The organism is Ensifer sp. D2-11, from assembly GCF_054161295.1.
Genome location: NZ_CP096433.1, coordinates 1,414,271 through 1,437,785, shown reverse-complemented (window position 1 = coordinate 1,437,785; position 23,515 = coordinate 1,414,271). Strand labels below are relative to the sequence as shown.

Below are 23,515 nucleotides of genomic sequence, written 5' to 3'. Positions count from 1 at the left end.
TAGAAAACCCCGCGCGCGAGGCGCGGGGTTGCCGTGTTTCGGACGTTCGACTATTGCGGCAGCTTGTCGTCGACGCCTTCGACATAGAAGTTCATGCCGAGCAGCGTCGCGTCGTCGGCAGTTTCGCCCTCTTTCAGCCACGGGCTGCCGTCCTGCTTGTTGAGCGGACCGGTAAACGGCTTCAGCTCGCCGGATTTGATTTTCGCCTCCGTCGCTTCCGCCATCGCCTTCACGTCATCAGGCATGTTGGTGTAGGGCGCCATGGTCAGGATGCCGTCCTTCAGACCATCCCAGCTCGAAGTCGTCGACCACGTTCCATCGAGGAAGGCCTTGGTGCGCTTCACGTAATAGGCGCCCCAGGTATCGACGATCGCAGTCAATTGCGTCTGCGGGCCGGCGGCAATCATGTCGGATGCCTGACCGAAGGCCTTGATGCCGCGCTCGGCGGCGACCTGCATCGGCGCGGTCGTGTCGGTATGCTGCGTGATGATATCGACACCCTGATCGATGAGCGCCTTGGCGGCGTCCGCTTCCTTGCCCGGATCGAACCAGGTGTTCGCCCATACGACCTTGATCTTGAAATCCGGATTGACCGCCCGGGCACCGATGACGAAGGCGTTGATGCCCATCACCACCTCGGGAATCGGGAAGGAGGCGATATAGCCGGCAACGCCCTTTTCGGACATTTTCGCGGCGATCTGGCCCTGGATGTAACGGCCTTCGTAAAAACGGCTGTTATAGGTGGCGACGTTCGGCGCGGTCTTGTAGCCGGTCGCGTGCTCGAACTTCACATCCGGGAATTTGCCCGCGATCTTGATCGTTGCATCCATGAAGCCGAAGGAGGTGGTGAAGATCAGGCCGCAGCCGGAACGCGCCAGGCGCTCGATCGCGCGTTCGGCGTCCGGACCTTCCGGCACGTTTTCCAGGAACTGCGTTTCGATCTTGTCGGCGAGTTCCTTTTCTAGCTCCTGGCGGCCGATGTCGTGGGCCTGGGTCCAGCCGCCGTCTGTCTTCGAGCCGACATAGATGAAGCAGATCTTTGCCTTTTCCTGAGCGCTTGCGGCCGGCGCGATGCCGAGCACGGCGACGGTGGTTGCGAGGGCGACGAGTAGTTTTTTCATTTTTGACCTCTGTCGGTTTGAGAAATGTCCGTCTGGCTGTTGTTCTTCACCGGTCCGGCACAAAGGGCTTGCCGAGCGATGCCGGCGTGTTGATCAGGGTCATGCGCCGGTTATGCGATATGAGAATGAGTACGACAATCGTCGCGAGATAGGGAAGCGCAGTCAGGAACTGCGAGGGAATGCCGATGCCGAAGGCCTGGGCATGAAGCTGACTGATCGATACGGCTCCGAAGAGATATCCTCCGGCGACGACTCGCCAGGGCCGCCACGAGGCGAAAACCACCAATGCCAGCGCGATCCAGCCCCGGCCGGCCGACATGTTCTCCACCCATTGAGGCGTGTAGACGAGCGACAGTTGCGCGCCGGCAAGTCCGGCGCAGGCGCCGCCGAACAGAACGGCCAGGTAGCGGGTGCGAATGACGTTCACGCCGAGGGCGTGGGCCGAGGCGTGGCTGTCGCCCACCGCCCGCAACTTCAATCCCGCACGGCTCCTGAACAGAAACAGATGGACGCCCACCACGATCGCGACCGACGCATAGAATATGGCGTCCTGCCGAAACAAAAGCGGTCCGACGACGGGTATCTTCGACAGGAGCGGGATCGCGATCGGCTGCAGCTTGATCCCCTGCATGCCGAGGAAACTCTCTCCGAGCATCCCGGAAACGCCGAGCCCGAGGAGAGTCAGCGCCAGGCCGGTCGCTACCTGGTTGGCAACAAGCGTCAGCGTCAGGAAGCCGAACAGCAGCGAAAACACGGCCCCGGCAGCGATTCCGGCAAGAATTCCGACATAGGGCGAGCCGCTGAGCTGCGTCGCCGCGAAGGCGCAGACAGCTCCCATGATCATCATGCCTTCGACGCCGAGGTTGAGCACGCCGGACCGCTCGGCGACGAGCTCGCCCAGGGCGGCGAGGACCAGCGGCGTCGCAGCCGTGATGACACTGAAGAGGATTGCTTCGACTATGCCCATCAGTGCGCCTCCTCCGTCCTGACCGCTGCGAAGCGGTCCCACACCAGCCGGATGCGATAGTGAATGAGCGCGTCGCACGACAGCACGAAGAACAGCAGCAGCCCCTGGAAGACGCGCGTCACCTTTTCGGATACGCCGATCGAAAGCTGCGCGGCCTCGCCGCCGAGATAAGTCAACGCCAGGACGAGACCGGCGGCCACGATTCCGAGCGGATTGAGCCGGCCGAGGAACGCGACGATGATAGCGGTGAATCCGTAACCGGGCGAGATCACCGGACGCAGCTGCTGCATGGCGCCGCTCACTTCCGAAATGCCGGCGAGCCCCGCCAGCGCGCCGGAAAACAGCATCGAGAACCAGATCATCCTGCGCGAGGAAAAGCCGGCAAAGCGCCCTGCCCGCTCGGACTGGCCGAGAACGGTGATTTCGAAGCCCTTCAACGTATAGCGCATCATGAACCACACCAGCACCGCCGCGATGATCGCGAAGGCAAAACCCCAATGCGTACGCCCCGAGGCGAGCATTTCGGGAAGGATCGCATCCGCGCTGAACGTTCGCGTTTCCGGGAAGTTCATGCCCTGCGGGTTGCGCCAAGGGCCACGCACGAGCCAGTCGAGAAAGAGCTGGGCCACATAGACCAGCATCAGGTTCGTCAATATCTCGTTCGTATTCATATGCGCCTTCAGGAAGGCCGGTATCGCCGCGAAGAGCGCTCCGCCAAGCATGCCGAGAAGCATCATCAGCGGCAATATCAACGGCGACTGCCAATCGTAGAAAAGTACCGGCAGGGCCGAGCCGGCGATTGCGCCCATGATGAACTGACCCTCTGCGCCGATGTTCCAGTTGTTGGAGCGGAAGCAGACGGAGAGCCCGACGCCGATCAGGATCAGCGGCGCCGCCTTGATCGCGAGTTCGTGCAGCGACCAGACCTCGCTCAGCGGCTCCACGAAAAAACTGTAGAGCGCGGTTACCGGATTCTTGCCGAGAAGTGCGAACATCACGCCGCCGAAGACGATGGTCAGCGCAAATGCGATGAACGGCGAAAGGATGGAAAACAGCGTCGAGGCCTTCGCGCGCTTTTCGAGTTCAATGCGCATGCGCCGCTCCCTCGCCTTCGGCCTGGCCTTGCGCCTGGCCATGCATGCCGCCCATCAGGAGGCCGATCTTTTCGCGCGAAAGTTCGCGGGCAGGATAGGGATCGGAGAGACGCCCGTCGCTGATCACTGCGATCTCCGTCGCCACCTCGAATATCTCATCGAGATCCTGGCTGATCACCAGCACAGCGGAACCGGCCTTTGCGAGATCCACGAGGGCCTGGCGTATGCGGCTCGCCGCTCCGGCGTCCACGCCCCAGGTCGGCTGGTTGACGACGAGCACGGCCGGCTGCCGGTCGAGCTCCCGTCCGACGATGAATTTCTGCAGATTGCCGCCCGACAGCGAACCGGCCGGCGGGTCCTCGCCGCTCTTGCGCACGTCCATCGCCTCGGCTATCCGCTTCGTGGCCGCCTGGACGGCGCCGTGGCGGATGATCTTCAATGCGCCGCCGCCGAGGAAAGCCCGGCGATCCGATTGGCTGCGCGCGAGCACAAGGTTGTCGGAGAGCGACAGCGCCGAGACCGCGGCGTGCCCATGGCGCTCCTCCGGCACGAATCCGGCGCCCATCAGACGGCGCGCATTGATGTTCCTGGTCCCGACCGGCCGCTGGCGGATCTGGATGGCATCGTCGTCGGCCAACGGATATTCGCCCGAAAGCGCGTCGAAAAGCTCGCTCTGCCCGTTGCCGGCCACTCCCGCGATCGCCAGTACCTCGCCCGCCCTGACCTTCAGGCAGATGTCCTTCAGCGAGACCGCAAAGGGCGTGCGCGCCGCGACCGTAAGATGCCGCGCCTCCAATTGCACGTCGCCTCTGGTGCTCGTGCCCTCCGGTGTGACGACCGCGACATCGCTGCCGACCATCATTCTTGCCAGAGAGGCGGGCGTTTCCGCGCGCGGATCGCAGGCGCCGGTTACCTTGCCGTGTCTCAGCACCGTCGCGCGGTCGCAGATGCGCTGCACTTCCTCGAGACGATGGCTGATATAAAGGACGGAACGCCCCTCCGATCGCAGTTTCTGCAGCGTCTCGAAAAGGCGGTCCGCCTCCTGGGGTGTCAGCACCGAAGTCGGTTCGTCGAGAATGATGAGCTGCGGGTTCTGCAGGAGAGCCCGGACGATTTCGATCCGCTGCCTTTCGCCGACGGAGAGATCGGCGACATGTGCCTTCGGATCGAGCGGCAGGCCATAGATGCGCGACAGCCGTGACGCCTCCTCGGCGACGCGGGCGAGCGAAACGGCCCGGTCCATGGAAAGGGCGATGTTCTCGGCGACCGTCAGGGCCTCGAACAGGGAGAAATGCTGGAAGACCATGCCGATGCCGAGCCGGCGGGCGTCGCTCGGGCTGGCGATGCGGACATTCGCTCCCTGCCACATGATCTCGCCGGCGCTCGGCGCGAGCACGCCGAACAGCATCTTCACCAGCGTCGACTTTCCCGCGCCGTTCTCGCCGAGCAGCGCGTGGATTTCTCCGGGTTCTATCTGCAGATCGATTGCATTGCAGGCCGCGAACGAGCCGAACAATTTCGTAAGGTTGCGAACGGCCAGCAGCGGGCCGCTCGCGGTTTGTCCCTTTTCAGGCACGCTGCCCTCTTTCCCCTCTTCGATCCCCGCCCGCCTTACTGCACGTTTCCTTTGATCGTACCCGATCAATCGACAGGAACCTGCAGCAACGTGAAGACTACAGCGACCTTCGCGTCCGATAAGACGCCGGCGCCGTAAGGCTTCGGTCAGGGAATCAGCAATGTCGTTCCACTTGTTTTTCTTGTTTCGAGATCCGTATGCGCCCGACCGGCTTCGGCGAGCGGATAGGTCTGGTTGATATTGATACGCACTTTGTTGCTTTGCACAACATCAAACAGGGAATTTGCACATGCCTCCAGGGCCGGCCGGGTCGCGACGTAAGTGAAGAGCGTCGGGCGCGTCGCATAGAGCGCACCCTTCTGCGCCAGGATGCCGATGTTGAAAGCATCCACCGGCCCGGAGGAATTGCCGAAGCTGGCCCAGAGGCCGCGCGGCTTCAGGCAGTCGAGCGAGGCCGGATAGGTGTCGCGCCCAACGGAATCATAGACGACGTCGACGCCGCGCCCTCCGGTCAAGTCCTTGACGCGCTCGACGAAATTGTCCGTGCGGTAGTTGATGACGTGGTCGTAGCCATGGGCAAGAGCCAGATCGATCTTCTCCTGCGATCCGGCCGTTCCGATCACCGTCGCACCAAGTGCCTTGGCCCACTGCCCCGCAATGAGCCCGACGCCGCCGGCGGCGGCGTGAAAGAGCAAGGTTGTCTCCGGGCCTACCTTGAAGGTCTGGTTGAGAAGGTATTGCGCGGTCATGCCCTTGAGCATCATCGCAGCCGCCGTCTCCAGGCTGATTCCCTCCGGCACCTTCAAGAGTTGCGAGGCGTCTACGTTGCGCTCGCTGGCATAGGCGCCATCAGCGGATGCGTAGGCGACGCGGTCGCCGACCGAGAACATGCTCACCCCGTCACCCACTGCAGTCACTACTCCGGCGCCTTCCTTGCCCGGAATGAAGGGAAGCCCGGTCGCCGACTTGTAAAGGCCGGTACGAAAGTAGACGTCGATGAAATTGAGGCCGATCGCCACCTGCCGGATCTGCACTTCGCCGGGTCCGGGCGCCGCCAGCGTAACGCCCTCCATCTTCAGAACTTCCGGTCCGCCAAGTTCGCGAACGACGATCGCCTGTGCCATGTCCAACTCCTAACCGATTGCAATGATTTCGCGCCGAGCCTACCGATCGCGCTCAGGCACGCCCGAGTTTCGGGAAGATCTGCAGTATGAAACCGATGACGTAGAGGTAAAGCCCGGTTGCCACGACGCCCACCACTACCCAGGGCGGGGTCTCGAAATGCAGGAGCAACGCATACATTCCGAGCACCGACCAGACGAGAAAGATGCCGAGATTGAGCGGCCTCAGCCTTTTCACACGCACCGGATGCAGGAAGTTGATCGGCAGGAACGTCAATATCACCGATAGGAAAACGACAATCGATGCAGTGACTTCGCTCGCCTGGATCACAAAAAGGGTGAAGACGACCATATTCCAGACGACAGGAAATCCGGAAAAGAAATACTCGTCCGTCTTCATTCCCATGTCCGCATAGTAGATAGCGCTGGAAACCACGATCGCGCCGGCGGCCACGAACGACCAGGGTTCGCCGATCATGCCGCTCTGGTAGAGCGCGAAGGCCGGCAGCAACACATAGGTCACGTAGTCGATGACGTTGTCGAGCGTATCGCCGGACCAGTTGGGCAGCACCTCCTTGACCTGGACCTTGCGGGCGATCGGCCCGTCGATGCCGTCGACGAGCAAGGCCAGACCGAGCCACCAGAACATGTCGACGAAGCGGTGCTCTGCCGCAGCGACGACACCGAGAAAGGCCAGGAACGATCCGGACGCTGTGAGGATATGCACGGAAAAGGCGCGTATTTCCGCGTAAGGAACGCGTCTGTAATTGAAGAACTTCATGTGCGAAGCCGCCCTGTCCCTTGTCCCGTCCCTCTGCGCCGCCGGTCAGCCGCTATTTCAGCACCGGCACCGCTTTGGCCGTAATATGCACCGTTTGCCGAGCATCGCCAGCAAATTCCAAACGTTCGTCGCCTTGGGGCGGCATTGTCCTGTGGACATGCGGCGCGTGCCCCTGCGCTGAATCTGCCCATTTATTTCAATGGGCTAAGCGACTAGAACTAATGCATGTCGCCCGAAGATGCGGGCACAAAGCAACACGCTGAAGGGCTTGGGATGAATGCGGGCACTTCAGGCTGTGATATCGAGACGAAAGCGGGCAACCGCATGGGAGGTCCTGTCGGCCATGGATCACTATGACATCGCAATTATCGGCGCGGGGCTTGCCGGCTCTCTGGCGGCGATCGCTCTTGCCCGCGAAGGTCACCGCGTGGCGCTCGTCGGCCCGCGGCCTGCCATCGCCGACGGCCGCACCACCGCGCTCATGGACCAGTCGATCGAATATCTGAAGAAGCTCGATCTTTGGGGTGAGGTCGAGCCGCTGACTGCGCCGCTCGTCGCCATTCGCATCCTCGACGGGACCTCGCGGCTTTTTCGGGCGCCTCCGGTCAATTTCCGCGCCTCCGAAGTAGGCCTCGATGCTTTCGGCTACAACATTCCGAACGCGCCCTTCCTCGAGATTCTGGAACGGCACGAAGCGGGACTGCCGACGCTCGAGCGTGCGACCGCCGCGGCAACGAGATTCGACATCGACGGCGCAGAGGTTCGGATCGGTCTTGGCGATGACCGCTCGATTACTGCCGACCTGGTGGTCGGCGCAGACGGGCGACGCTCGGCGGTGCGCGAGGCCGCCGGGATCGGCGTTCGCACTTGGTCCTATCCGCAGGCCGCTATCGTCCTGAATTTCAGCCACGAACTGCCGCACCAGGACGTTTCGACCGAGTTCCATACCGAGGGCGGTCCGTTCACGCAGGTGCCTCTTCCCGGCAACCGCTCGAGCCTGGTCTGGGTTCGCAAGCCCCGGGACGCCGAGGAGACGCTGACGCTTGCACCGGACGTCCTCTCGCGCACCATCGAGGACCGAATGCAGTCGATTCTCGGCAAAGTCACGACGGAGGGAATGCCGCAATCATTTCCGCTTTCCGGCCTTTCCGCCCGTCGTTTCGGCAAGGGCCGCACCCTGCTCGTCGGCGAAGCCGCCCATGCCTTTCCACCAATCGGGGCCCAAGGGCTGAACCTCAGTCTTCGCGACATCATGACCCTTGTCGATCTCATCGGCCGGCCAACCGGCAGCCGCCTGCCGGCAGACACAGGCGACCGCTTCGATGGCCGGCGGCGCGCCGACATTCTCAGCCGAACGGCGAGCGTCGACCTGCTCAACCGTTCGCTGCTCTCCAATTTCCTGCCGGTGCAGGCCCTGCGTGCGGCCGGCCTGCATCTCCTCTCCTCTGCGGGGCCGTTGCGCGGACTTTTGATGCGCGAGGGAATACATCCCGGCAGCGCGCTGCAGGCGTTCAAGGAGGGTTTACGGGAACAGATCCGCCGGAAGAGCGCCTGAGCGTATCAGATAAAGCAGGCCGGTCACCGTCGCGACCGAAAGCAACGTCGTAATGAGGATCGTCGCCGATGCCCGCTCCTGCCAGACGCCGTATTGCTGGCCGATCACGAAGACATTGGTTGCGGTCGGCAAGGAGGCGAGCAGCACGGCCGTCTGTACCCAGATGGGATCGTAGGCACCGCCAAGGCTGAGCGCCAGGTACATGAGCACCGGATGAAGCACGAGCTTCGCCGGAACGATGTAGCCGATCTCTGCAGGAATACGCTTGAGCGGGCGCAGCGCAAGCGTGACCCCCATCGCAAAAAGGGCGCAAGGCGCCGCCGCTTGCGCCAGATAGTCGATAAGCCGCTGCAGCGGCAGCGGGGGTTCGAAAGAGAGAAAAGCCGCGGCGACGCCGGCAAAGGTCGACAGGATGAATGGATGAAACGCTATTCGGCGCGCAATGCCGAGTGCGACGACTGCCGGCTTCTGCTTGCTGCCGCCCGCAGCCGCCATCATCGCCGGAGCGACGGTGAAATGCGCTGCATTCTCGAAGCAGAAGATCAGCGCTACCGGAACGGCCGCCGTCTCCCCGAGGGCCAGCAGCGCCAGACCGGGGCCCATGTAGCCGATATTGCCATAAGCACCGGCGAAGCCCTGCATCGTCGCCTCGGCAACCGTATTGCGGCGCAGGAACAGCCCTATGGCGAAGATCAGCGCAAAGACGACATAGGTCGTGCCCACGCTGGTCAGGATGAAATCGGCACGGGTAAGCTCTTCCACCGGCGTGCGCGATACCAGCTTGAAGAAGAGCGCCGGCAGCGCCAGGTAGACGATGAACGTGTTCAGCCAGCCCATCGCCTCGCCCGGATGGTCGACGAGGCGCGCCGTCAGGTAGCCGAGAAAGATGAGACCGAAGAACGGCAGCACCAGACCCGTGATTTCCGCCATGATCTCCCTCGCCGCTGCAGAAGCGCTTCCAGGAAAAATGCGTGGCGGTTTTCCGTCCGGAAGTGCGTTGTTCAAAGACTCAGCGCTTCCCGGAAAAGTGGGTAACGTTCCCGTCCGGAAGCTGTAGCCAGGGCGTGCTTAGCCGATTTGGGAGAGAATTGGGAAGGTCTGCTGGAACCAGATCGCGACGGAACTGACGAAACCGAAGAGGAAAGCAAGGCCGGCGGCGACGAGCAGAGCGCCCATCAGCTTTTCGATGAGCCCCAGATGGCGGCGGAAACGCGAAAGAAAACGCATGAAGGCACTGGAAAAGCCCGCCGCGATCCAGAACGGTACTGCGAGTCCGAGCGAATAGATCGCCAGCAGAGCAGCGCCGTCGGCGACCGTATCGCGCGCGGCGGCAACACCCAGGATGGTGCCCAGTACCGGACCGATGCACGGTGTCCAGCCGAAGGCGAAGGCAAGGCCCATGACATAGGCTCCCGACAGGGTCGCCGGCTTGCCGCCCTGGAAACGTGCCTCGCGGGCAAGCAGTCCGATCCGGAAGACCCCGAGGAAATGCAGCCCCATTATGATGATGATGATCCCGCCGATGCGCGAAAGAAGATCGAGATGCTGCCTGAGCAAAAGACCGATCGAAGAGGCGCCTGCTCCGAGCGCCACGAAGACCGTCGCAAAGCCGAGCGTGAAGAACAACGCCGCCGGCAGCACGGCCCTGCGCGTGCTTGCGGTTGCCACGGCATTTCCGTCCCGGAACTGATCGACGGAAACGCCGGCCATGTAACACAGGTAAGGCGGCACCAGGGGCAGGACGCAGGGCGAGAGAAAGGACAGAGCACCTGCAAGAACGGCGGTCCAGATGGAAATATCTGCAATCGACAAGGTATCAGAACTCCGGCACTCGACTTGCCGCCTTCTTACCCGCATGTATGGAGCGAAACCAATCACCTTTTGGCGATCATTTTGACGCACGGAGCCATAGCCGCGCCGAAGACGAGCGGTCCGACCCGCAGCCGCTCGCTTCGAATCCATAACCATGGTCTAGGCCTCTTGAGATACGGGATACCCGCCGCGACTTGTTTGATTTCCTCATCCCTGTGCTCGTCACAGGGATCCAGCCAGACCAAGTCCTTGGTCTGAAAGAACTCTTCCAGCGCCCGCAGACGCGGCGCTGCTGGATCTCTGTGACAAGCACAGAGATGAGGGTGAGGAGACATTGCAGTCCTCCGAAAGCTTTCCTAGGCCAGGCAGTCGGTACTCAAGGAATTCAAGTGCATCGCGCCAGGCGTACCAACAAAACCGACCGGAGCTTCAACGCCATTACCCATCTCGCAGCAGCCGTTATAAACTCAGGCCTTAATGCAATTTTTGGGTTGACCGGCGCAAAGCGTGCGTGCATATGTCCGGCCACTCCGCCGGGCCTCAAGGCCCGGTATGGGAGCGCGTAGCTCAGCCGGTAGAGCAACTGACTTTTAATCAGTAGGTCCAGGGTTCGAATCCCTGCGCGCTCACCACTGCGCCCTTGCCGACGCCATACTCCCGCGCTCTATTGCCTCCCAGTCAGCGCGGTGCCTGCCGGCCCTCACCTATCATAGTGATCTCTTGCGTTTGCCGGCGGCCTGGGCGAATCTCTGATTCCCACTTCTTGAACTGGCATGTGAAACCGATGAACAGCAAAATTTTCGAGACCTTGACCGGCATGTACTTCACGATGGACGCCCCCGATGGGAGTTACTCCACTGGTCAAGTGATCCGTCTTGCTGCCGAGGGACTCTATTTCGTTCGGTTCGACGGCAACGAGGTGACATTGCCCCTGGAACTCGTGACCGTCGGCGAGATGCTGGACACCACCGAAGAAGAATACAAGCTCTGGCGGTTTTTCGACACGATCGAGGAACGGGACACGTGGATCGAATGGCTGGACGCGCCGTCTAAGCCGCGGGTCATCTCGCTTGTGAAGCCGACCAAGTAACACGTTCGAACCTGCGACGAATGGCCAATATCGATCAAATAATCATGTTTGGCGCCGGTCTCTGGATGACAGCGTCAGGCTTTGGCTTCGTTCAGACGAACACTCAAATGCCGTGGCTCGTTCAACTCACAAGGCACTTTCGCTGGATGGGGCCGCTGTTGATCGTTATCGCTGTGGTTCTGCTGTTTGCCCCAAGTTAGCGACATAATTTCCGAATGGCCGTAGATGATGGGACGAAGAGGTGAATTGATTGCGGTGGCAGTGATCATCATCTCCGCCTTTGTGCTCGTGTGGCTGCCATTTGCCTTCGGTTGAACGCTGAAAAGATCAGCATGGCGCTTGGACAGGAGCCACGTCTAAGTTGGTGAGCGCGGGTCCGTAAACGCGGCTCCGTTTGACGCCGTTATGCCAGTCCGCCGATTCGAGTTAGTCTTTATGCCTTGGTAGCACTACATCCGTGCTGCGGGCTTCGTATAAAAAGCAATAAATCAAATCGCCCTGCACAACCAAAATTGAGCAAATCACTCGCATCAACACGTGGTCTGGAGTAAGCGATATTGAAGCGTAACGTGCGCGCCATGAGACTGCTCGCCCTGGCGGCCATTCTGATCGCAGTGCTGCTGTTGTTCCTGCTCGTATCCGGATTTGCCGATGTCCCCTGTCAGGACGGCACCTGGGACCCGAACAAATATACCTGCGTACATACAGGGGTGACGTCATGAAGGCTGCCCCTCGGCACTCTCGCATGCTATAAGAGATCGATGACCGAAAACGAACAGCAGTACGAGTTTTCCGAGTTCTCCGGCGAATTCGTCGACGACGACATCATGGTCACTATCGGCATATACCGCCCGGCCGGCAGCAACGCAGACTGGACGCTCGAGGTCGTCGATCAAGAGGGATATTCGACCGTCTGGGATGATCAGTTCGCTACCGACCGCGATGCTTTCCAGGAATTTCTGGCGACCGTCCATCGCGACGGAATACGCAGCTTTCTCGATCAGTCGATCCGCACCGTCCATTGACGCTGCTGATCTGCGCCGATTTGCCCCGTCGCCTTCACGACGGCAGGCTCGTTCCGCCCGCAATGCCGCTGATGTGATCAGGACACGGAAAATCGCGCTTGATGTAAATGTGCAAAAGCGCTTTACCTGCCCATGTATTTTTGAAGAGGCGTACCGGAATCGCGGAATCAGACCTTTCTCGCTGATGAAACCGCAGATAGCGTCTCTGCGCAGCTGCATTCTGGCTGCGTCCCCGAATCCAATGAAGGCAACTGGATGAGGGCTTGCCCCGCCATTGTGCGGGGCTTTTTCGTGGCCGATGGTACAGCTCGGGCAACCAATTCGAGGCACCCGACACGGAATCGTCCGCTCTCCCTCATGCCCATAAGGATGCGGTCGCGACGTCCGTTTGTAGCCCATTTTAGTCAGAGAGTAAGCATTGCGCCTCGAAATAGGTTGTGCTGCAATTCGCACTCAACCGGAGTGCTGCCATGTTCGATAATGAAGAGATCGGCATCCCCTGCCCCGAATGCGGCCATGAGACCAGCAGGCCTGTCGCTTGGGTGAAGGCGAACGACGAACTCCCCTGCAGGAGATGTGGGACCGCCATCGTGTTGGCGAACGAAAAGCACTTGATCACGATAGAGCAAGTCGCCCGGAACATGACGAAACTCAGACGATCGCTGGCAAAGTTCCGCAGGAATGCTCGTGGTGCGCGTTGGCACCGGTGACATCCATCCGCCGCAAAAAGAAATCCCTCCCCGAATAGCGCTTCGAGGAAGGACTGGCGCCCGTGTGAACCGTCGCTAGAAGTTGAAATAGATCGTCACGCCCGGGCGCCGGTGGTAGCGGTGATAGTCACGATAGCTGTAGTGCCTGTAATGGCGGGGATAGCACCTGCCGTAGTAGCGGCAGGACCGCGAAGCGTACCGTCTGTTCCAGTGGCGCTCCGCGCGCCAATGGCGATGGCGCCGGTGATTGACCTGCTCGACGGCGTCGGTCTTCACTTGTTCCGGCATAGGCACGAATATCGGTGCAGCGCTCACCGGAAGGGAAAAAGACGCAGCCAAGACTACGGCTGTGAGGGCGGATAAGAGCTTTTTCATGGTCTACTCCTTCTCGCTGCCTATCAGCTTGAGCCATCATGCCTGAACCGCTGATGAACAACGCAACGCCCTCGAAACGGCGCGTATCCAAGGAAAATCGACTATCAACGAAATATATCCTCGAAGTTCGCACGCTTGATCGGGCAATCGTCTGACATTGAGTCGGACTAAAGTCCAAAGAGTGGAACCGCTTGCTTATTTCCCCGTTGAGTGACGAGTTCAACGAGAGGAAATGCTATGAAGAAGCTCGTATTTATTACCGCGACTGTCGCGCTCATCGCCAGCGGTGCTGTCGCGCAGCAAGCCGATGGTACCAATGCGGCAACCGGCATGGTCGGCGGCGCCGCAACCGGCGCCATTATCGGCGGCCCGATCGGGGCCGGGGTCGGCGCCGTGGTAGGCGCCACGCTCGGCGGCGCACTCACGCCGCCTCCTCCCGAAGTGGTCACGTATGTTCAGCAGCAGCCGGCACCGCCATCGGTGGTCGTTCAGCAGCCGATTGCGGTCGGCAAGCCCGTTCCCGAAACTGTTATGCTGACTCCGGTCCCGGATAATCCCACCTATGCATACGCGGTGGTCAATGAGCAGCGTCTCATTGTGGAGCCGAAGTCGCGCACAGTCGTTCAGGTCATCAACTGACCTCACGGTGGTCAGAACGGCCACCCCACGCTTCGCATAGGGCGCCAGGCCGGCCCGCGTTTACCGCCGGCCTGGAACTTACCCGCGGCGTGTCCGTTCACCCGTGATGAAAGGAGTTGAGCGATGAACCAGATTATCTACCTCGTCGGCCTCGTCGTGATCGTGATAGCCATCTTGTCGTTCTTCGGCTTGAGCTGAATCGAGACGATCCGCTCATCGTCGCGGCCAAGCCGACCCGGCTTTTCCGCAGCTTCCCTCACGGACGCCGTGGATTTATTCGCTGCGGCGTACCGGAAACCGGGATTCAGACCTTCCCACCAGTTCGGCTCAGAGATAGCGTCCGCGTCGTAGTTCCGTTGGAGCTACATCTTTCCCCGCATTTCGTTTGCCAAGCGGATGCGTGCCTGCCCCGCCATCGAGCGGGGCTTTTTTATCGCCATAGCTCCACGTCCCGCCGCGGCTTTGATGCATGCCCGTTTGCGGCGGATGCGGGAGTTGACGCGGACATATCACTAATCTGCCGGACTTTGGTCCCGGTGTCATAAGGCTCTTGGCTGGCCAAAGGTCCGATACGCTGCGCTGCCGGCTGCGATATTGTTCGCATGGAAGGCTGCAGCAAAGCCATCGGCGATTGTTGCAGAGAGATCGCGAGGTCCGAAGCCAGCCGCCGCTGGACGGCGGACCCCGCGAGTGGCCCCGGAGCGGCGTCCCAGTAGTCCCTTCGGGCAGCGCCGCTCTGGGGCTTCGCCGAACCGCTGGGTCGCGCCGGCAACTCGCCTGCCGCCACGGTATATTTCACTCAGGTAACGTAACGTTACTGTATCCGATTGATAGTCCTACAGTAAAAACAGGAACAAATCACGAGATACATCGTTCTTCCATCGTATATCAAGGGAGTACGACAGATGAACGCCAAGATCTTCATTGTTACTGCGATCGCAACGGGCATCTTTGCCGCGCCCGCTATTGCAAACGACACGAACCAGGGTGCGGTGACGGGTGCCGCGGGTGGAGCCGTTACCGGCGCTATCGTTGGCGGTCCCGTGGGCGCTGCCATCGGCGGCGCGGTCGGGCTCGTCGCCGGCGCGGTTATCGCTCCTCCGCCGCAGCAGGTCGTAACCTATGTGCGACAGCAGCCGGTTCCCGCCGACACCGTCGTGCTGCAGGAGCGGATCGCCGTCGGTCGTCCGCTGCCGCGGACCGTGGCTCTGACGCCTGTTCCTGAGAATCCCTCCTACGCGTTCGCCGTGGTGAACAACCAACGCGTGATCGTCGACCCAAGAACCTACACGGTCGTCCAGGTCGTTCAGTAAGAGGCATTGGAGCGGGGTGCGGAAAAAGTCTATGCGCTTTTCCGACCTCATCCCGCTCAACCTTATAGATCATGTTCATGATCTTGGTCGACCCGACCTGAGATCATCGTGGTCCAGAGCATTTCCGCGCTTCTTCGAATCGCGGAAATGCTCACGCCCTTCGTTTCCGCGCATTTCCCGATGGTGTGGCACATACACATCGCTTTTCAGCAAAAACTCATTCATGTAAAATTGCCGCTTCCTTCCAAGTCGGAATCGCCCTCTATCGAGGGGAACCAAGGAACCATCCCGCCGTTTCCCCCTAGGTTCGCTTCCGGAGGGCTGCCACCATGTTTACCGCCTTGTTGATTGCCTCACTCGCGGCGCCTTCGAGTCTCGTCTCGGCCACCGCTACGGTCGATGATCTCCAGTCCGATTTCGAAACTGCCGTGGCCTGCCGGCAGATAGACGGCAGGAATGTATGGAAGGGCGAGCTGGCCTACTACATCCAGTCCTATGTCTATGAAGGCGATGCAGCCGCTTCGGCGGACCGCGCCGACATGGCTGATGCCGTGCTGCCGGAGGACAACGAGCCGGAGACGGTCAAGGAATTCGAAGAGGCCTGCGCCGGGTCGGCCGGACACGCACGAAGGTAACCGTTTGAAGCGCAAGTCGCTACGGCACGTTGCTCCCGCTTGTTGCAGGTCATCGTAAGCGCAGCGCAATTACCCCTTGTCTGACGCGTCCGGTGTAACGCCTGCGCCACGTGCGCTGCGCATTTTCAAAGCGCTCGTCCGGTATTCGCGCCGATAGGCGCGCGAAAAGGCCGAGAGACTGTCGAATCCGCAACGCAGGGCGATGTCACGCATCGGAATTCCGGTATCACGCACGAGGCGGTGGGCGACCTGCAGCCTGAGGCGCAGGTAATAGGCACCGGGGCTCGTCGAGAGGCCTTTGGCGAAGAGCGTTTCGAGCTTGCGCTGGGAGACGGAAAGCCGGCGCGCCAGCGCCGCGACGGTCATCGGACGCTCGAGCGTGCGCTCCATGAGCCTGATGGCCGCGGCAAGCTCCGGGTCGCGTGCCTCGATACGGCCGAGCGAAACGAAAGGCTGGACATCCGTCGGGCCGTGCATCTGGTCGTAGACGAAAATGCTCGCAACATCCAGCGCCAATGCAGGCCCCAGCCTCTCGGCGACGAGATGCAGCATCATGTCGAAGGTCGGCGACGCGCCGCCTGAGGTCCAGTATTTACCGTCGATCACGAAACGGTCGCCGATCACCTCCAGTTCCGGAAAAGCCTGACTGAAATCTTCGAGCTCCTCCCAATGGGCGGTAGCCTTGCGGCCATTGATGAGCCCCGAACGGCCGAGCAGCCAGCACCCGGATTCGACGCCTGCGACGATGTCGAAATGTCGTGCACATTCCTGCAGGGTCGCGAGAAACCGCTTGCCGGCGTGCCTGTGAAGATTGAACCCGCCGATGATGAGGAGAAGATCTCCCACGACAGGCAGGGTGAAACTTCCGTCCACGGCAATCGGCACACCGCAGGTCAGCATCACCGCCTGGCCGTCGGCAGACAGCAGCCGCCAGCGGAAGACCTCGTGCCCGGCCACTCGATTTGCCGCGCGCATCGGATCGAGGACCGAGGCAAAGGACATGATCGATGATTCGGGCAGGACGACCACCACGACTTCAATCGACGATTGTGCAGAACGGTTCGCAATCATGCGCATAACGTCAAATTTTATGCGCGATATGTCAAATCCCAAACGTGCGTTAGGGCATTATCGACCGGCAATCGATCTCTTTTGCGGGCATTTGCAGGCCCGCTCGGAGATGATGTTCCCCTTTTCCGCTACTTTCGGAAGGGCCGGCCGGAACAACCGCCGGCCCTCTTTCTTTCCCTCGGAACGGGCGGTTCGAAGGCGTTGTTTTTCGCAGACTCGCACCCGATATGTTGCTAATCTCTGCCGCAACAACAGGAGGCATCTGTGATGATCAGAAATGTGCTTGTTGCAGTCTTCGGGGCTTCGCTGCTCGGGGGAGCGGCCCATGCAGCCGATTTGGCACAGGCACCGGAGCCGGCGCCGACGGTCGAGACGATATCCAGCTTCGTATGGACGGGCGGTTATCTCGGCTTGCAGGGCGGAGGCGGCTGGTTGAACAGCGACCTCAGCGTTCCGGGCGGCAGCGCCTCCGAAAAATTCAGCGGCGGCCTCTTCGGCGCCTTCGCCGGCTACAACTATCAGCATGGCGACTGGGTCGTCGGCGTCGAGGGCGATGTCAGCTACAACTGGAACGATGAGACCGTCACCGTCTTCGGGTCCGACACCGAAGCCGGGACGGATGTTTCCGGATCCGTGCGCGCCCGCCTCGGCTACACCGTAAACGACCGGACGCTGATTTACGCCACCGGCGGTTGGGCAGTAACGCGCGGCTTCGTCGATGTCGCCGGCGCGCCCAAGGAAAAGGAAACCTTCAACGGCTGGACTATCGGCGGAGGCGTCGACTACGGCTTCACCGACAGCGTCTTCGGACGCGCAGAATATCGTTACAACGATTTCGGAGACAAGGATGTGGGCGGCGTCAACGTCGACCTCGACCAACACCAGTTTACCGTCGGCGTCGGCGTGAAGTTCTGATCGCCGCAGGAGTTTCGATCAAGGACCCGGCAATCGCCGGGTTTTTTCTGAAGGCCATATCGGCTCCGACATGAGAAAGCAGCAGGCATCAGGAGACGGGTTGCGGAAGCGGGACGGGATGTAACCGCAGCACGTCGAAACACTACGGGGAGGAAGGATGGGAAGATTTCTGGAGTTCTTGGGCGGTGCGATCGTCATCGGAACGCTGGTTTTGCTGGCGATGACACTGGTCCCCTCTCCCGACGTGAAAAGCCTTGTCGCTGTCCTCCCCTGGGCCTTTCCGGCGGTTGCCGGCGGCCTTCTCCTCGTCGCCTTCGGCGCGATGCTCGACCACCTTGCCGCCATACGCTCGGCGGCAGACCGGCAAGCCGATATTTTCCAGCAATTGCTCGAGCGGCGAAACACAGCGAAGAAGGAGTGAGGCTTGCCATCGACCGTCACTCTTCGACGATCAGCACCTCGAACGTTATGCAAACGGCATCAACGCCGTAGGCTATCTCACCCTCGAATATGGTGCATTCCGTATCGACGATCGCGATATCGAGTTTCGCTTTAGCCTGTCCGCTTCGATCGGGTGAAAGCGTCCCCTTGCGAATAAGCAATTCCGAAGCGGCCGATTCCATGACCTGGCCGTCGGCGAAAGTGCAGCCGACGAGACTGCCGATGCCGTGCAAAGTCGCCCGCTCGATGCCGTGCTCGGCTGCGGTGCGCTCGATCGCCGGATGGATCGGTTCGTTCGGTTTCAAACGGCAGAGAACGGCGCGCCGCGTCGTGATGGCCGGTGCGGCGGTATGAGGCACAGGCGTGAACAGACGGAACCGGGTCTCGCTGTCCTCCAGTTGGTCCATGATGGCGCCCGACATGATCCAGACTTCCGCCTCCACCGGTTCGGCGAATTGCGAGTCCTTCGGCATTACGTGCCCGGCTGCGCGCAACCCGTCCTCGTGCCGCCAGACACCATGGCCGTGCAGGAACGGCTCCCCGTCGCGCCGGCCGAACGTCATGACCAGATCTTCGATGGGTGCGAGGCCATCAGGCGCATGTATGTCGCTGTACCAGGCGGCATGAATGCCGTCATCCGAGAGAGTCGGTGTGACATAGGCAAGCGGCGCAAACGCACCGCCCCTGACCTCTATCATCGCGCTGTCGCAGCCTTTTTCCGCGAGCGCCTCATGGACGGCTTCGAGCACGCTCCGGCCCGGTTTGAAGGTCAATCGCGCCTTTTCGGCCTGGCACCCGAGAGAGATTACCCTTGGCGTGAACGGTGCACCAGGTTGGCGGAGACTCCGCATCATCGTCCTTTCAAAGCCAGACCGGCGTTGACGAACCCTCCATCGACCGCCAGGACCTGGCCGTTGATATAGCTCGCCTCCTCCGAGATCAGGAACGCCGCACTGGCCGCGATTTCCCGCGACGAACCGTAGCGGCGCTGGGGGATGCGCTCGTGCCATTGCGCACGCACGTCATCCGTATGGACGGCGCGCGACAAAGGCGTGTCGATTGCACCGGGAGCGATGGCGTTGACGCGAATTCCATCCTGTCCGAGCTCGGTCGCGAGAATGTAAGTGAGCAGGTTGACCGCGCCTTTGGAGGCGCCATAGGCGGCGCGTCCCTTGTTGCCGACAAGGCCCGATACGGAGGAGATGTTGACGATTGCACCGGGGGTGGCCGTCGCCAGCCAATGACGCGCCGCCTCGCGGCAGACGATGAACGTGCCGGTCAGATTGACGTCCAGAATGCGGCGGAAATCGTCGACGCTGGTCTCGACGGCAGGCCTGTCCATCGCGATGCCGGCCGAATTGATGACCGCCCGCAGCGGTGCGCCCGCCGCCGCGGCCGTCGCGATGGCCGATTCGACCTCCTTTTCATCCGTCACGCTGCAGGCGATTGCCTGGGCGGGATCGATCGGGATCGCGCGGCATGCGTCCGCCAGCGCATCGGCATTGCGATCCATCAGGTAGACCCTCCAGCCGCGCTCGTGCAGAAGCCTCGCTATTTCGAGGCCGATACCGGATGCGCCTCCCGTGATGAGCACGGATTTCATTCCATCGCTCACGGGGCAGCACTCCTGCGCTCTCCGATGCCAGCGGAACCGATATCCAGTTCGCCACGCCGTTCGAGTTCCTCGCGGATCAATTTCTTGGTGATCTTGCCATAGGCCGATTTTGGCATTTCGGACCAGAAAACGATCTTCTTCGGAAGCTTGTAGCGGGCAATCTTCCCGTCCAGCCATTCCCTCAGAGCCGCCGCGCCGACCGTCGCACCGCCACGTGCGACGCAAACCGCGATGCCGACCTCTCCCCAGACCGGATCGGGAACGCCGACGATCGCCGCCTCGCTGATATCCGGATGCATCAAGAGCTTTTCCTCGATCTCGCGCGGATAGACGTTGGACCCGCCGGAGATGAACATATCGGAGGCGCGGCCGGTGATGTAGAGGAAGCCCTGCGCATCGACATGGCCAAGGTCGCCTGTACGAAACCAGCCGTTGCGGAACGCTTTCGCGTTGGCCTCCGGGTTCCGGTAATAGCCGGCAAACACCGCCGGGCCGATCACGCAGATCTCGCCGGTTGCGCCCGCCGGGACTTCGTTGCCGTCTTCGTCCTGGATCTGCAGCTGCATGCCCGTCCGTTCGAAGCCGCATGTGCCGATACGCGCATCCGGGCCGTCCTCCGAGCTGTGGAAGGCGGGCGGCAGGACGGTGATCGCTCCCGTCACTTCGCCGAGACCGAAATACTGCACCAGCACGGCGCCGAGCTTTTCCAGCGCCTTTTTCTGGTCGGCACGGTACATCGGTGCGCCGGCATAGATGACATAGCGCAGCGACGAGTGGTCGTATCGATCGACCGACGGGTCCTCGATGAGCAGCTTTACGATAGTCGGTACGGCGAAGAGGTTGTTGACCCTCCATTTTTCGACTAGGGCCCAGAACTGCGGTATGTCGAGCTTCTCGGATGGCAAGAGGATGGTGGTTGCGCCCCTTGCGACCTGGCACAGCTGATGGATCCCGGCGCCGTGCGACAGCGGCGCAACGACGATCGACCGGTCGCGATGGGTCGTAGCCGGAAAGAGATCGCCGATATGGTTGTTGATGACGAAGGCCATTTGCCCGTGCGTCAGCACGGCAGCCTTGGGTCGGCCGGTGGTACCGGACGTATAGAAATACCAGCATGGATCATCGCGATCGACGGCAACAGGCGAAACCGACCTTCCAAGATTGCGCGCAACGATCGCGTCATAGTCTTCGCCGACCCGTGACGAGCCGATCGGGATGCATGATCCGATCTGCTCGCCCGCCGCCCGACATGCTTCGGCATGAGCCTCGAAGGCGGCCTGGAATATCACCAGCCTGGCACCGCTCGATTCGGCAAGATAGGCAACCTCCTCCGGCAGTTGCCGGAAATTCGTGGGAACCCAGACCGCACCTGCTCTGAAAGCCGCGAACATGGACTCGAACATCTGGTTGCAGTTGGCGGAGTGGACGAGAATCCGATCTCCCTTACGCACGCCGAACTCATGGACGAGCGCGTATGCCATGGCGTCGACCCGCGCCTCCACCTCGCTCCAGCGCCACCGGCGGTCCCCGTGAACGAGGGCGATTTCGTCCGGATTGCGTCTCGCTGCCTGCGAAAGGACATTGGCAAGGTTCATGACCCGCGTCGAAACAGGGGTGACGCCGCCCTTGGGTTCGTTGTTCGTCATTTCGCCCGTTCCAGGATGGAGACATAGTTTGCGACGGCAGCGCCGCCCATGTTGAAGATGCCGGCGAGACCGGCGCCGGGGATCTGCATCTCGCCCGCCTCCCCCATAAGCTGCATGGCGGAGATGACATGCATCGAGACCCCCGTCGCACCGATCGGATGACCCTTCGATTTCAAGCCGCCGGAGGGATTGACCGGCAAGCTTCCGCTCCTGGTGGTGGTGCCGTCGCGGATCGCACGGTAGCCTTCGCCGGGTGCGGTCAGGCCCATCGCCTCGTATTCGATCATCTCGGCTATGGTGAAGCAGTCATGCGTCTCGACGAAGGAGAGATCGTCCAGCGTGGCGCCGGCCATGGAAAGGGCCGCTTTCCATGCCCGCCGTGGCCCGTCGAATTCCAGCATGTCCCGGCGGCTGAGCGCAAACACGTCGTTGACGTGGCTGCGGGCCCGGAAGGCGATTGCCCGCTGCAGCGTCGCAGCCGTGTCCGCGTCGGCGAGCACGAGGGCTGCCGCCCCGTCCGATACGAGCGAGCAGTCGGTGCGGCGCAAGGGAGCCGCGACGATCGGATTCTTCTCGGAAACGGTGTTGCAGAACGCAAAACCGAAATCCCTGCGCATATGCGCGTAAGGGTTGGCTACGCCGTTCGCGTGGTTCTTGGCCGCGATCATAGCAAGTTCCTCGGAACGATCGCCGTAACGCTGGAAGTAATGCTGTGCAATGCGGCCGAAGACGCCCGCAAAACCGCCTTCGACGTCGGCCTCCTCTTTCCTGTAGCTGCCGCCCAGAAGGATGTCGCCGACCTCTGCCGTCGGAACGGCGGTCATTTTTTCGGCACCGATGACGAGCGCAATGCGGCCGCGGCCGGCCTCGATGAAATCCATCGCGGTATAGATCGCCGCCGAGCCCGTCGCGCAGGCGTTTTCGAGGCGCACGGACGGGACATGAGCGAGCGCCTCGTCGGTCATGCCGACAAGTGCGCCCTGAAACTCCTGCTTGGAGAAGCCGCCATTCATGACTCCGACAAAGATGCCGTCGACATCCGAGGCGGCAAGACCGGCATGGGCAAGTGCCGGCGCCGCAACCGCGGCCATCAGCGCCTCTGTGTCCGCGTGGTCGGTCTTGCCGAACTGGGAGTGGGCCCAGCCTACGATCTGCGCCTTGGTCATCTGGACAATCTCCTTTTGAGAGGTCTTGCAATGGAGGCTATGTGTCGCGTCCCGCGGTCGCGGAACTGCTCGGCGAGCTTGCTTTCGATGCGTGACGCTTCCTGCCTGAGAAGAGCTGCCAGCTCGCTCTGCCGCGGCTCCTGCATGCGGCTGTCGATGGCGGCAATGCTGATGGCCCCGGCGACGCCGCCGTCGGGATAGCGGATTGCGACGCCCACACCCCAGGAGTTGGTGAGGATAAGGCCGGGATTGACCGCATGGCCCTGAGCGCGGGTGAGTTCGACGCGCCGGCGCAGCTCGTCCGGCGCAAGCATCGGAAACTGCTCCTCGAGCACGGCGGCATTCTGCTCCAGCACGGACGAAACCTCCTCGTCCGGCAAGGCGGCCAGCATGGCCAGAGAGCCGGCGCCGACGCCCAGCGGATGCACGAAGCCCGCCTGGAGCGCGTGGGTGCGGATCGGAAAGCTCCCCTCCTCGCGGTGGAGACAGACCGACGACGCTCCGCGGCGCACGGAGAGAAAACAGGAGTCGCTGGTCTTCTGCGCCAGGCGATGCAGGCTTTCCGTCGCGAGGCGCAGGAGCCCGTGCCGGGTCGATGCGAGGGTTCCGAGCACATAGGCTTCTTCGCCGATATAGTAGCGCCGGTCGCGGTCGTCCTGCTCCAGGAGACCGGCCCTGATCAGGGCGAGCAGGAGGCGGCGAACCGTAGGTTTGTTGAGACCGCTCTTCTCGACGACGGCGCTCAGGGACATGCCGTCCAACTGCCGGCCAACCAGCGACAGGAGCTTCGCCGCACGATCGACGCTCTGCGAACCGGTCATGTCCCTGTCGGCCGGGTCGCCCATGT

The 23,515-nt window shown here is 61.6% G+C and carries 26 protein-coding genes and 1 tRNA gene; 12 read left to right on the top strand and 15 right to left on the bottom strand.

Features of this window, described 5'->3' with window-relative positions:
- Positions 1–50: 50 nt before the first annotated feature.
- From M1D34_RS06920 to pcsA, 6 genes are all read right to left on the bottom strand, one after another.
- Positions 51–1,121 carry a BMP family ABC transporter substrate-binding protein gene (locus tag M1D34_RS06920; protein ID WP_003533231.1) on the bottom strand — a complete coding sequence of 357 codons (1,071 nt, stop codon included), beginning with the start codon at positions 1,119–1,121 and terminating at the stop codon, positions 51–53.
- A gap of 46 nt (positions 1,122–1,167) precedes the next feature.
- A complete protein-coding gene (locus M1D34_RS06915; RefSeq protein ID WP_028011603.1) occupies positions 1,168–2,088 on the bottom strand; it encodes an ABC transporter permease in 921 nt (306 codons plus the stop codon).
- A complete protein-coding gene (locus M1D34_RS06910; protein WP_498781321.1) occupies positions 2,088–3,182 on the bottom strand; it encodes an ABC transporter permease in 1,095 nt (364 codons plus the stop codon). Before M1D34_RS06910 ends, M1D34_RS06915 begins: the two co-directional genes overlap by 1 nt.
- Positions 3,172–4,758: an ABC transporter ATP-binding protein gene (locus tag M1D34_RS06905; RefSeq protein WP_127541943.1), complete on the bottom strand. Its 1,587-nt coding sequence runs from the start codon at positions 4,756–4,758 to the stop codon at positions 3,172–3,174. The genes M1D34_RS06910 and M1D34_RS06905 overlap by 11 nt, the downstream gene beginning before the upstream one ends.
- Positions 4,759–4,904: 146 nt before the next feature.
- Positions 4,905–5,882, bottom strand: coding sequence for a quinone oxidoreductase family protein (locus tag M1D34_RS06900; RefSeq protein WP_013844472.1), 978 nt, complete (start codon positions 5,880–5,882; stop codon positions 4,905–4,907).
- Between the two features lie 52 nt (positions 5,883–5,934).
- Positions 5,935–6,660 carry a phosphatidylcholine synthase gene (pcsA, locus tag M1D34_RS06895; RefSeq protein ID WP_003533217.1) on the bottom strand — a complete coding sequence of 242 codons (726 nt, stop codon included), beginning with the start codon at positions 6,658–6,660 and terminating at the stop codon, positions 5,935–5,937.
- Between the two features lie 343 nt (positions 6,661–7,003).
- Here pcsA and M1D34_RS06890 point away from each other — a divergent pair, with 343 nt between their 5' ends.
- Positions 7,004–8,215 (top strand): UbiH/UbiF family hydroxylase, encoded by a 1,212-nt coding sequence (locus tag M1D34_RS06890; RefSeq protein ID WP_013844473.1) that lies wholly within the window; start codon positions 7,004–7,006, stop codon positions 8,213–8,215.
- Here the strand turns inward: M1D34_RS06890 and M1D34_RS06885 are convergent.
- Complete coding sequence (locus tag M1D34_RS06885) at positions 8,183–9,145, bottom strand: AEC family transporter (protein ID WP_003533213.1); 963 nt, start codon at positions 9,143–9,145, stop codon at positions 8,183–8,185. The two genes, M1D34_RS06890 and M1D34_RS06885, sit on opposite strands and share 33 nt — an antisense overlap.
- A 138-nt stretch (positions 9,146–9,283) precedes the next feature.
- Positions 9,284–10,027, bottom strand: coding sequence for a cytochrome c biogenesis CcdA family protein (locus M1D34_RS06880; RefSeq protein WP_003533210.1), 744 nt, complete (start codon positions 10,025–10,027; stop codon positions 9,284–9,286).
- Between the two features lie 556 nt (positions 10,028–10,583).
- On the opposite strand from M1D34_RS06880, the gene M1D34_RS06875 reads away from it, so the two are divergent.
- The 6 genes from M1D34_RS06875 (at position 10,584) to M1D34_RS06850 (ending at position 12,852) form a co-directional block, all read left to right on the top strand.
- Positions 10,584–10,659 (top strand) — tRNA-Lys (locus M1D34_RS06875).
- A 152-nt stretch (positions 10,660–10,811) separates the two neighbouring features.
- Positions 10,812–11,117 (top strand): hypothetical protein, encoded by a 306-nt coding sequence (locus tag M1D34_RS06870; RefSeq protein ID WP_498781316.1) that lies wholly within the window; start codon positions 10,812–10,814, stop codon positions 11,115–11,117.
- A gap of 20 nt (positions 11,118–11,137) precedes the next feature.
- Positions 11,138–11,317 carry a hypothetical protein gene (locus tag M1D34_RS06865; protein ID WP_027990710.1) on the top strand — a complete coding sequence of 60 codons (180 nt, stop codon included), beginning with the start codon at positions 11,138–11,140 and terminating at the stop codon, positions 11,315–11,317.
- Between the two features lie 369 nt (positions 11,318–11,686).
- Positions 11,687–11,839, top strand: coding sequence for a hypothetical protein (locus M1D34_RS06860; RefSeq protein WP_498781747.1), 153 nt, complete (start codon positions 11,687–11,689; stop codon positions 11,837–11,839).
- A 39-nt stretch (positions 11,840–11,878) separates the two neighbouring features.
- A complete protein-coding gene (locus M1D34_RS06855) occupies positions 11,879–12,142 on the top strand; it encodes a hypothetical protein (RefSeq protein ID WP_003530987.1) in 264 nt (87 codons plus the stop codon).
- Between the two features lie 470 nt (positions 12,143–12,612).
- Positions 12,613–12,852 carry a hypothetical protein gene (locus M1D34_RS06850; RefSeq protein WP_003530986.1) on the top strand — a complete coding sequence of 80 codons (240 nt, stop codon included), beginning with the start codon at positions 12,613–12,615 and terminating at the stop codon, positions 12,850–12,852.
- Positions 12,853–12,927: 75 nt separating this feature from the next.
- Here the strand turns inward: M1D34_RS06850 and M1D34_RS06845 are convergent, their stop codons facing one another.
- Positions 12,928–13,227 (bottom strand): hypothetical protein, encoded by a 300-nt coding sequence (locus M1D34_RS06845; protein WP_003530985.1) that lies wholly within the window; start codon positions 13,225–13,227, stop codon positions 12,928–12,930.
- Positions 13,228–13,464: 237 nt separating this feature from the next.
- On the opposite strand from M1D34_RS06845, the gene M1D34_RS06840 reads away from it, so the two are divergent.
- The 3 genes from M1D34_RS06840 (at position 13,465) to M1D34_RS06830 (ending at position 15,814) form a co-directional block, all read left to right on the top strand.
- Positions 13,465–13,866: a DUF1236 domain-containing protein gene (locus M1D34_RS06840; RefSeq protein ID WP_003530983.1), complete on the top strand. Its 402-nt coding sequence runs from the start codon at positions 13,465–13,467 to the stop codon at positions 13,864–13,866.
- A gap of 905 nt (positions 13,867–14,771) precedes the next feature.
- On the top strand, positions 14,772–15,179 hold the full coding sequence (locus M1D34_RS06835) for a DUF1236 domain-containing protein (RefSeq protein WP_003530981.1): 408 nt from the start codon (positions 14,772–14,774) through the stop codon (positions 15,177–15,179).
- A gap of 329 nt (positions 15,180–15,508) precedes the next feature.
- Positions 15,509–15,814, top strand: a complete 306-nt coding sequence (locus tag M1D34_RS06830) for a hypothetical protein (RefSeq protein ID WP_003530979.1) — start codon at positions 15,509–15,511, stop codon at positions 15,812–15,814.
- Between the two features lie 69 nt (positions 15,815–15,883).
- On the opposite strand, the gene M1D34_RS06825 is transcribed toward M1D34_RS06830, so the two are convergent.
- Complete coding sequence (locus tag M1D34_RS06825; RefSeq protein WP_498781311.1) at positions 15,884–16,891, bottom strand: GlxA family transcriptional regulator; 1,008 nt, start codon at positions 16,889–16,891, stop codon at positions 15,884–15,886.
- Positions 16,892–17,152: 261 nt separating this feature from the next.
- Here M1D34_RS06825 and M1D34_RS06820 point away from each other — a divergent pair, with 261 nt between their 5' ends.
- Together M1D34_RS06820 and M1D34_RS06815 are read left to right on the top strand one after the other, a co-directional pair.
- Positions 17,153–17,800: an outer membrane protein gene (locus tag M1D34_RS06820; RefSeq protein WP_003530975.1), complete on the top strand. Its 648-nt coding sequence runs from the start codon at positions 17,153–17,155 to the stop codon at positions 17,798–17,800.
- A gap of 157 nt (positions 17,801–17,957) precedes the next feature.
- Positions 17,958–18,221 carry a hypothetical protein gene (locus tag M1D34_RS06815; protein ID WP_003530972.1) on the top strand — a complete coding sequence of 88 codons (264 nt, stop codon included), beginning with the start codon at positions 17,958–17,960 and terminating at the stop codon, positions 18,219–18,221.
- A gap of 16 nt (positions 18,222–18,237) precedes the next feature.
- Here M1D34_RS06815 and M1D34_RS06810 read toward each other — a convergent pair whose 3' ends face one another.
- Genes M1D34_RS06810 through M1D34_RS06790 form a run of 5 tightly spaced genes read right to left on the bottom strand, consistent with a single transcriptional unit; the run spans position 18,238 to position 23,513 of the window.
- Positions 18,238–19,095 (bottom strand): PCC domain-containing protein, encoded by an 858-nt coding sequence (locus tag M1D34_RS06810; RefSeq protein WP_027990712.1) that lies wholly within the window; start codon positions 19,093–19,095, stop codon positions 18,238–18,240.
- Positions 19,092–19,844: an SDR family NAD(P)-dependent oxidoreductase gene (locus M1D34_RS06805; protein ID WP_027990713.1), complete on the bottom strand. Its 753-nt coding sequence runs from the start codon at positions 19,842–19,844 to the stop codon at positions 19,092–19,094. The genes M1D34_RS06810 and M1D34_RS06805 overlap by 4 nt, the downstream gene beginning before the upstream one ends.
- An 8-nt stretch (positions 19,845–19,852) precedes the next feature.
- Positions 19,853–21,502, bottom strand: coding sequence for an acyl-CoA synthetase (locus tag M1D34_RS06800; RefSeq protein WP_498781307.1), 1,650 nt, complete (start codon positions 21,500–21,502; stop codon positions 19,853–19,855).
- A complete protein-coding gene (locus M1D34_RS06795) occupies positions 21,499–22,668 on the bottom strand; it encodes an acetyl-CoA acetyltransferase (protein WP_127541777.1) in 1,170 nt (389 codons plus the stop codon). The genes M1D34_RS06800 and M1D34_RS06795 overlap by 4 nt, the downstream gene beginning before the upstream one ends.
- Positions 22,665–23,513, bottom strand: coding sequence for an IclR family transcriptional regulator (locus M1D34_RS06790; protein ID WP_003530962.1), 849 nt, complete (start codon positions 23,511–23,513; stop codon positions 22,665–22,667). Before M1D34_RS06790 ends, M1D34_RS06795 begins: the two co-directional genes overlap by 4 nt.
- Between the last annotated feature and the right edge of the window lie 2 nt (positions 23,514–23,515).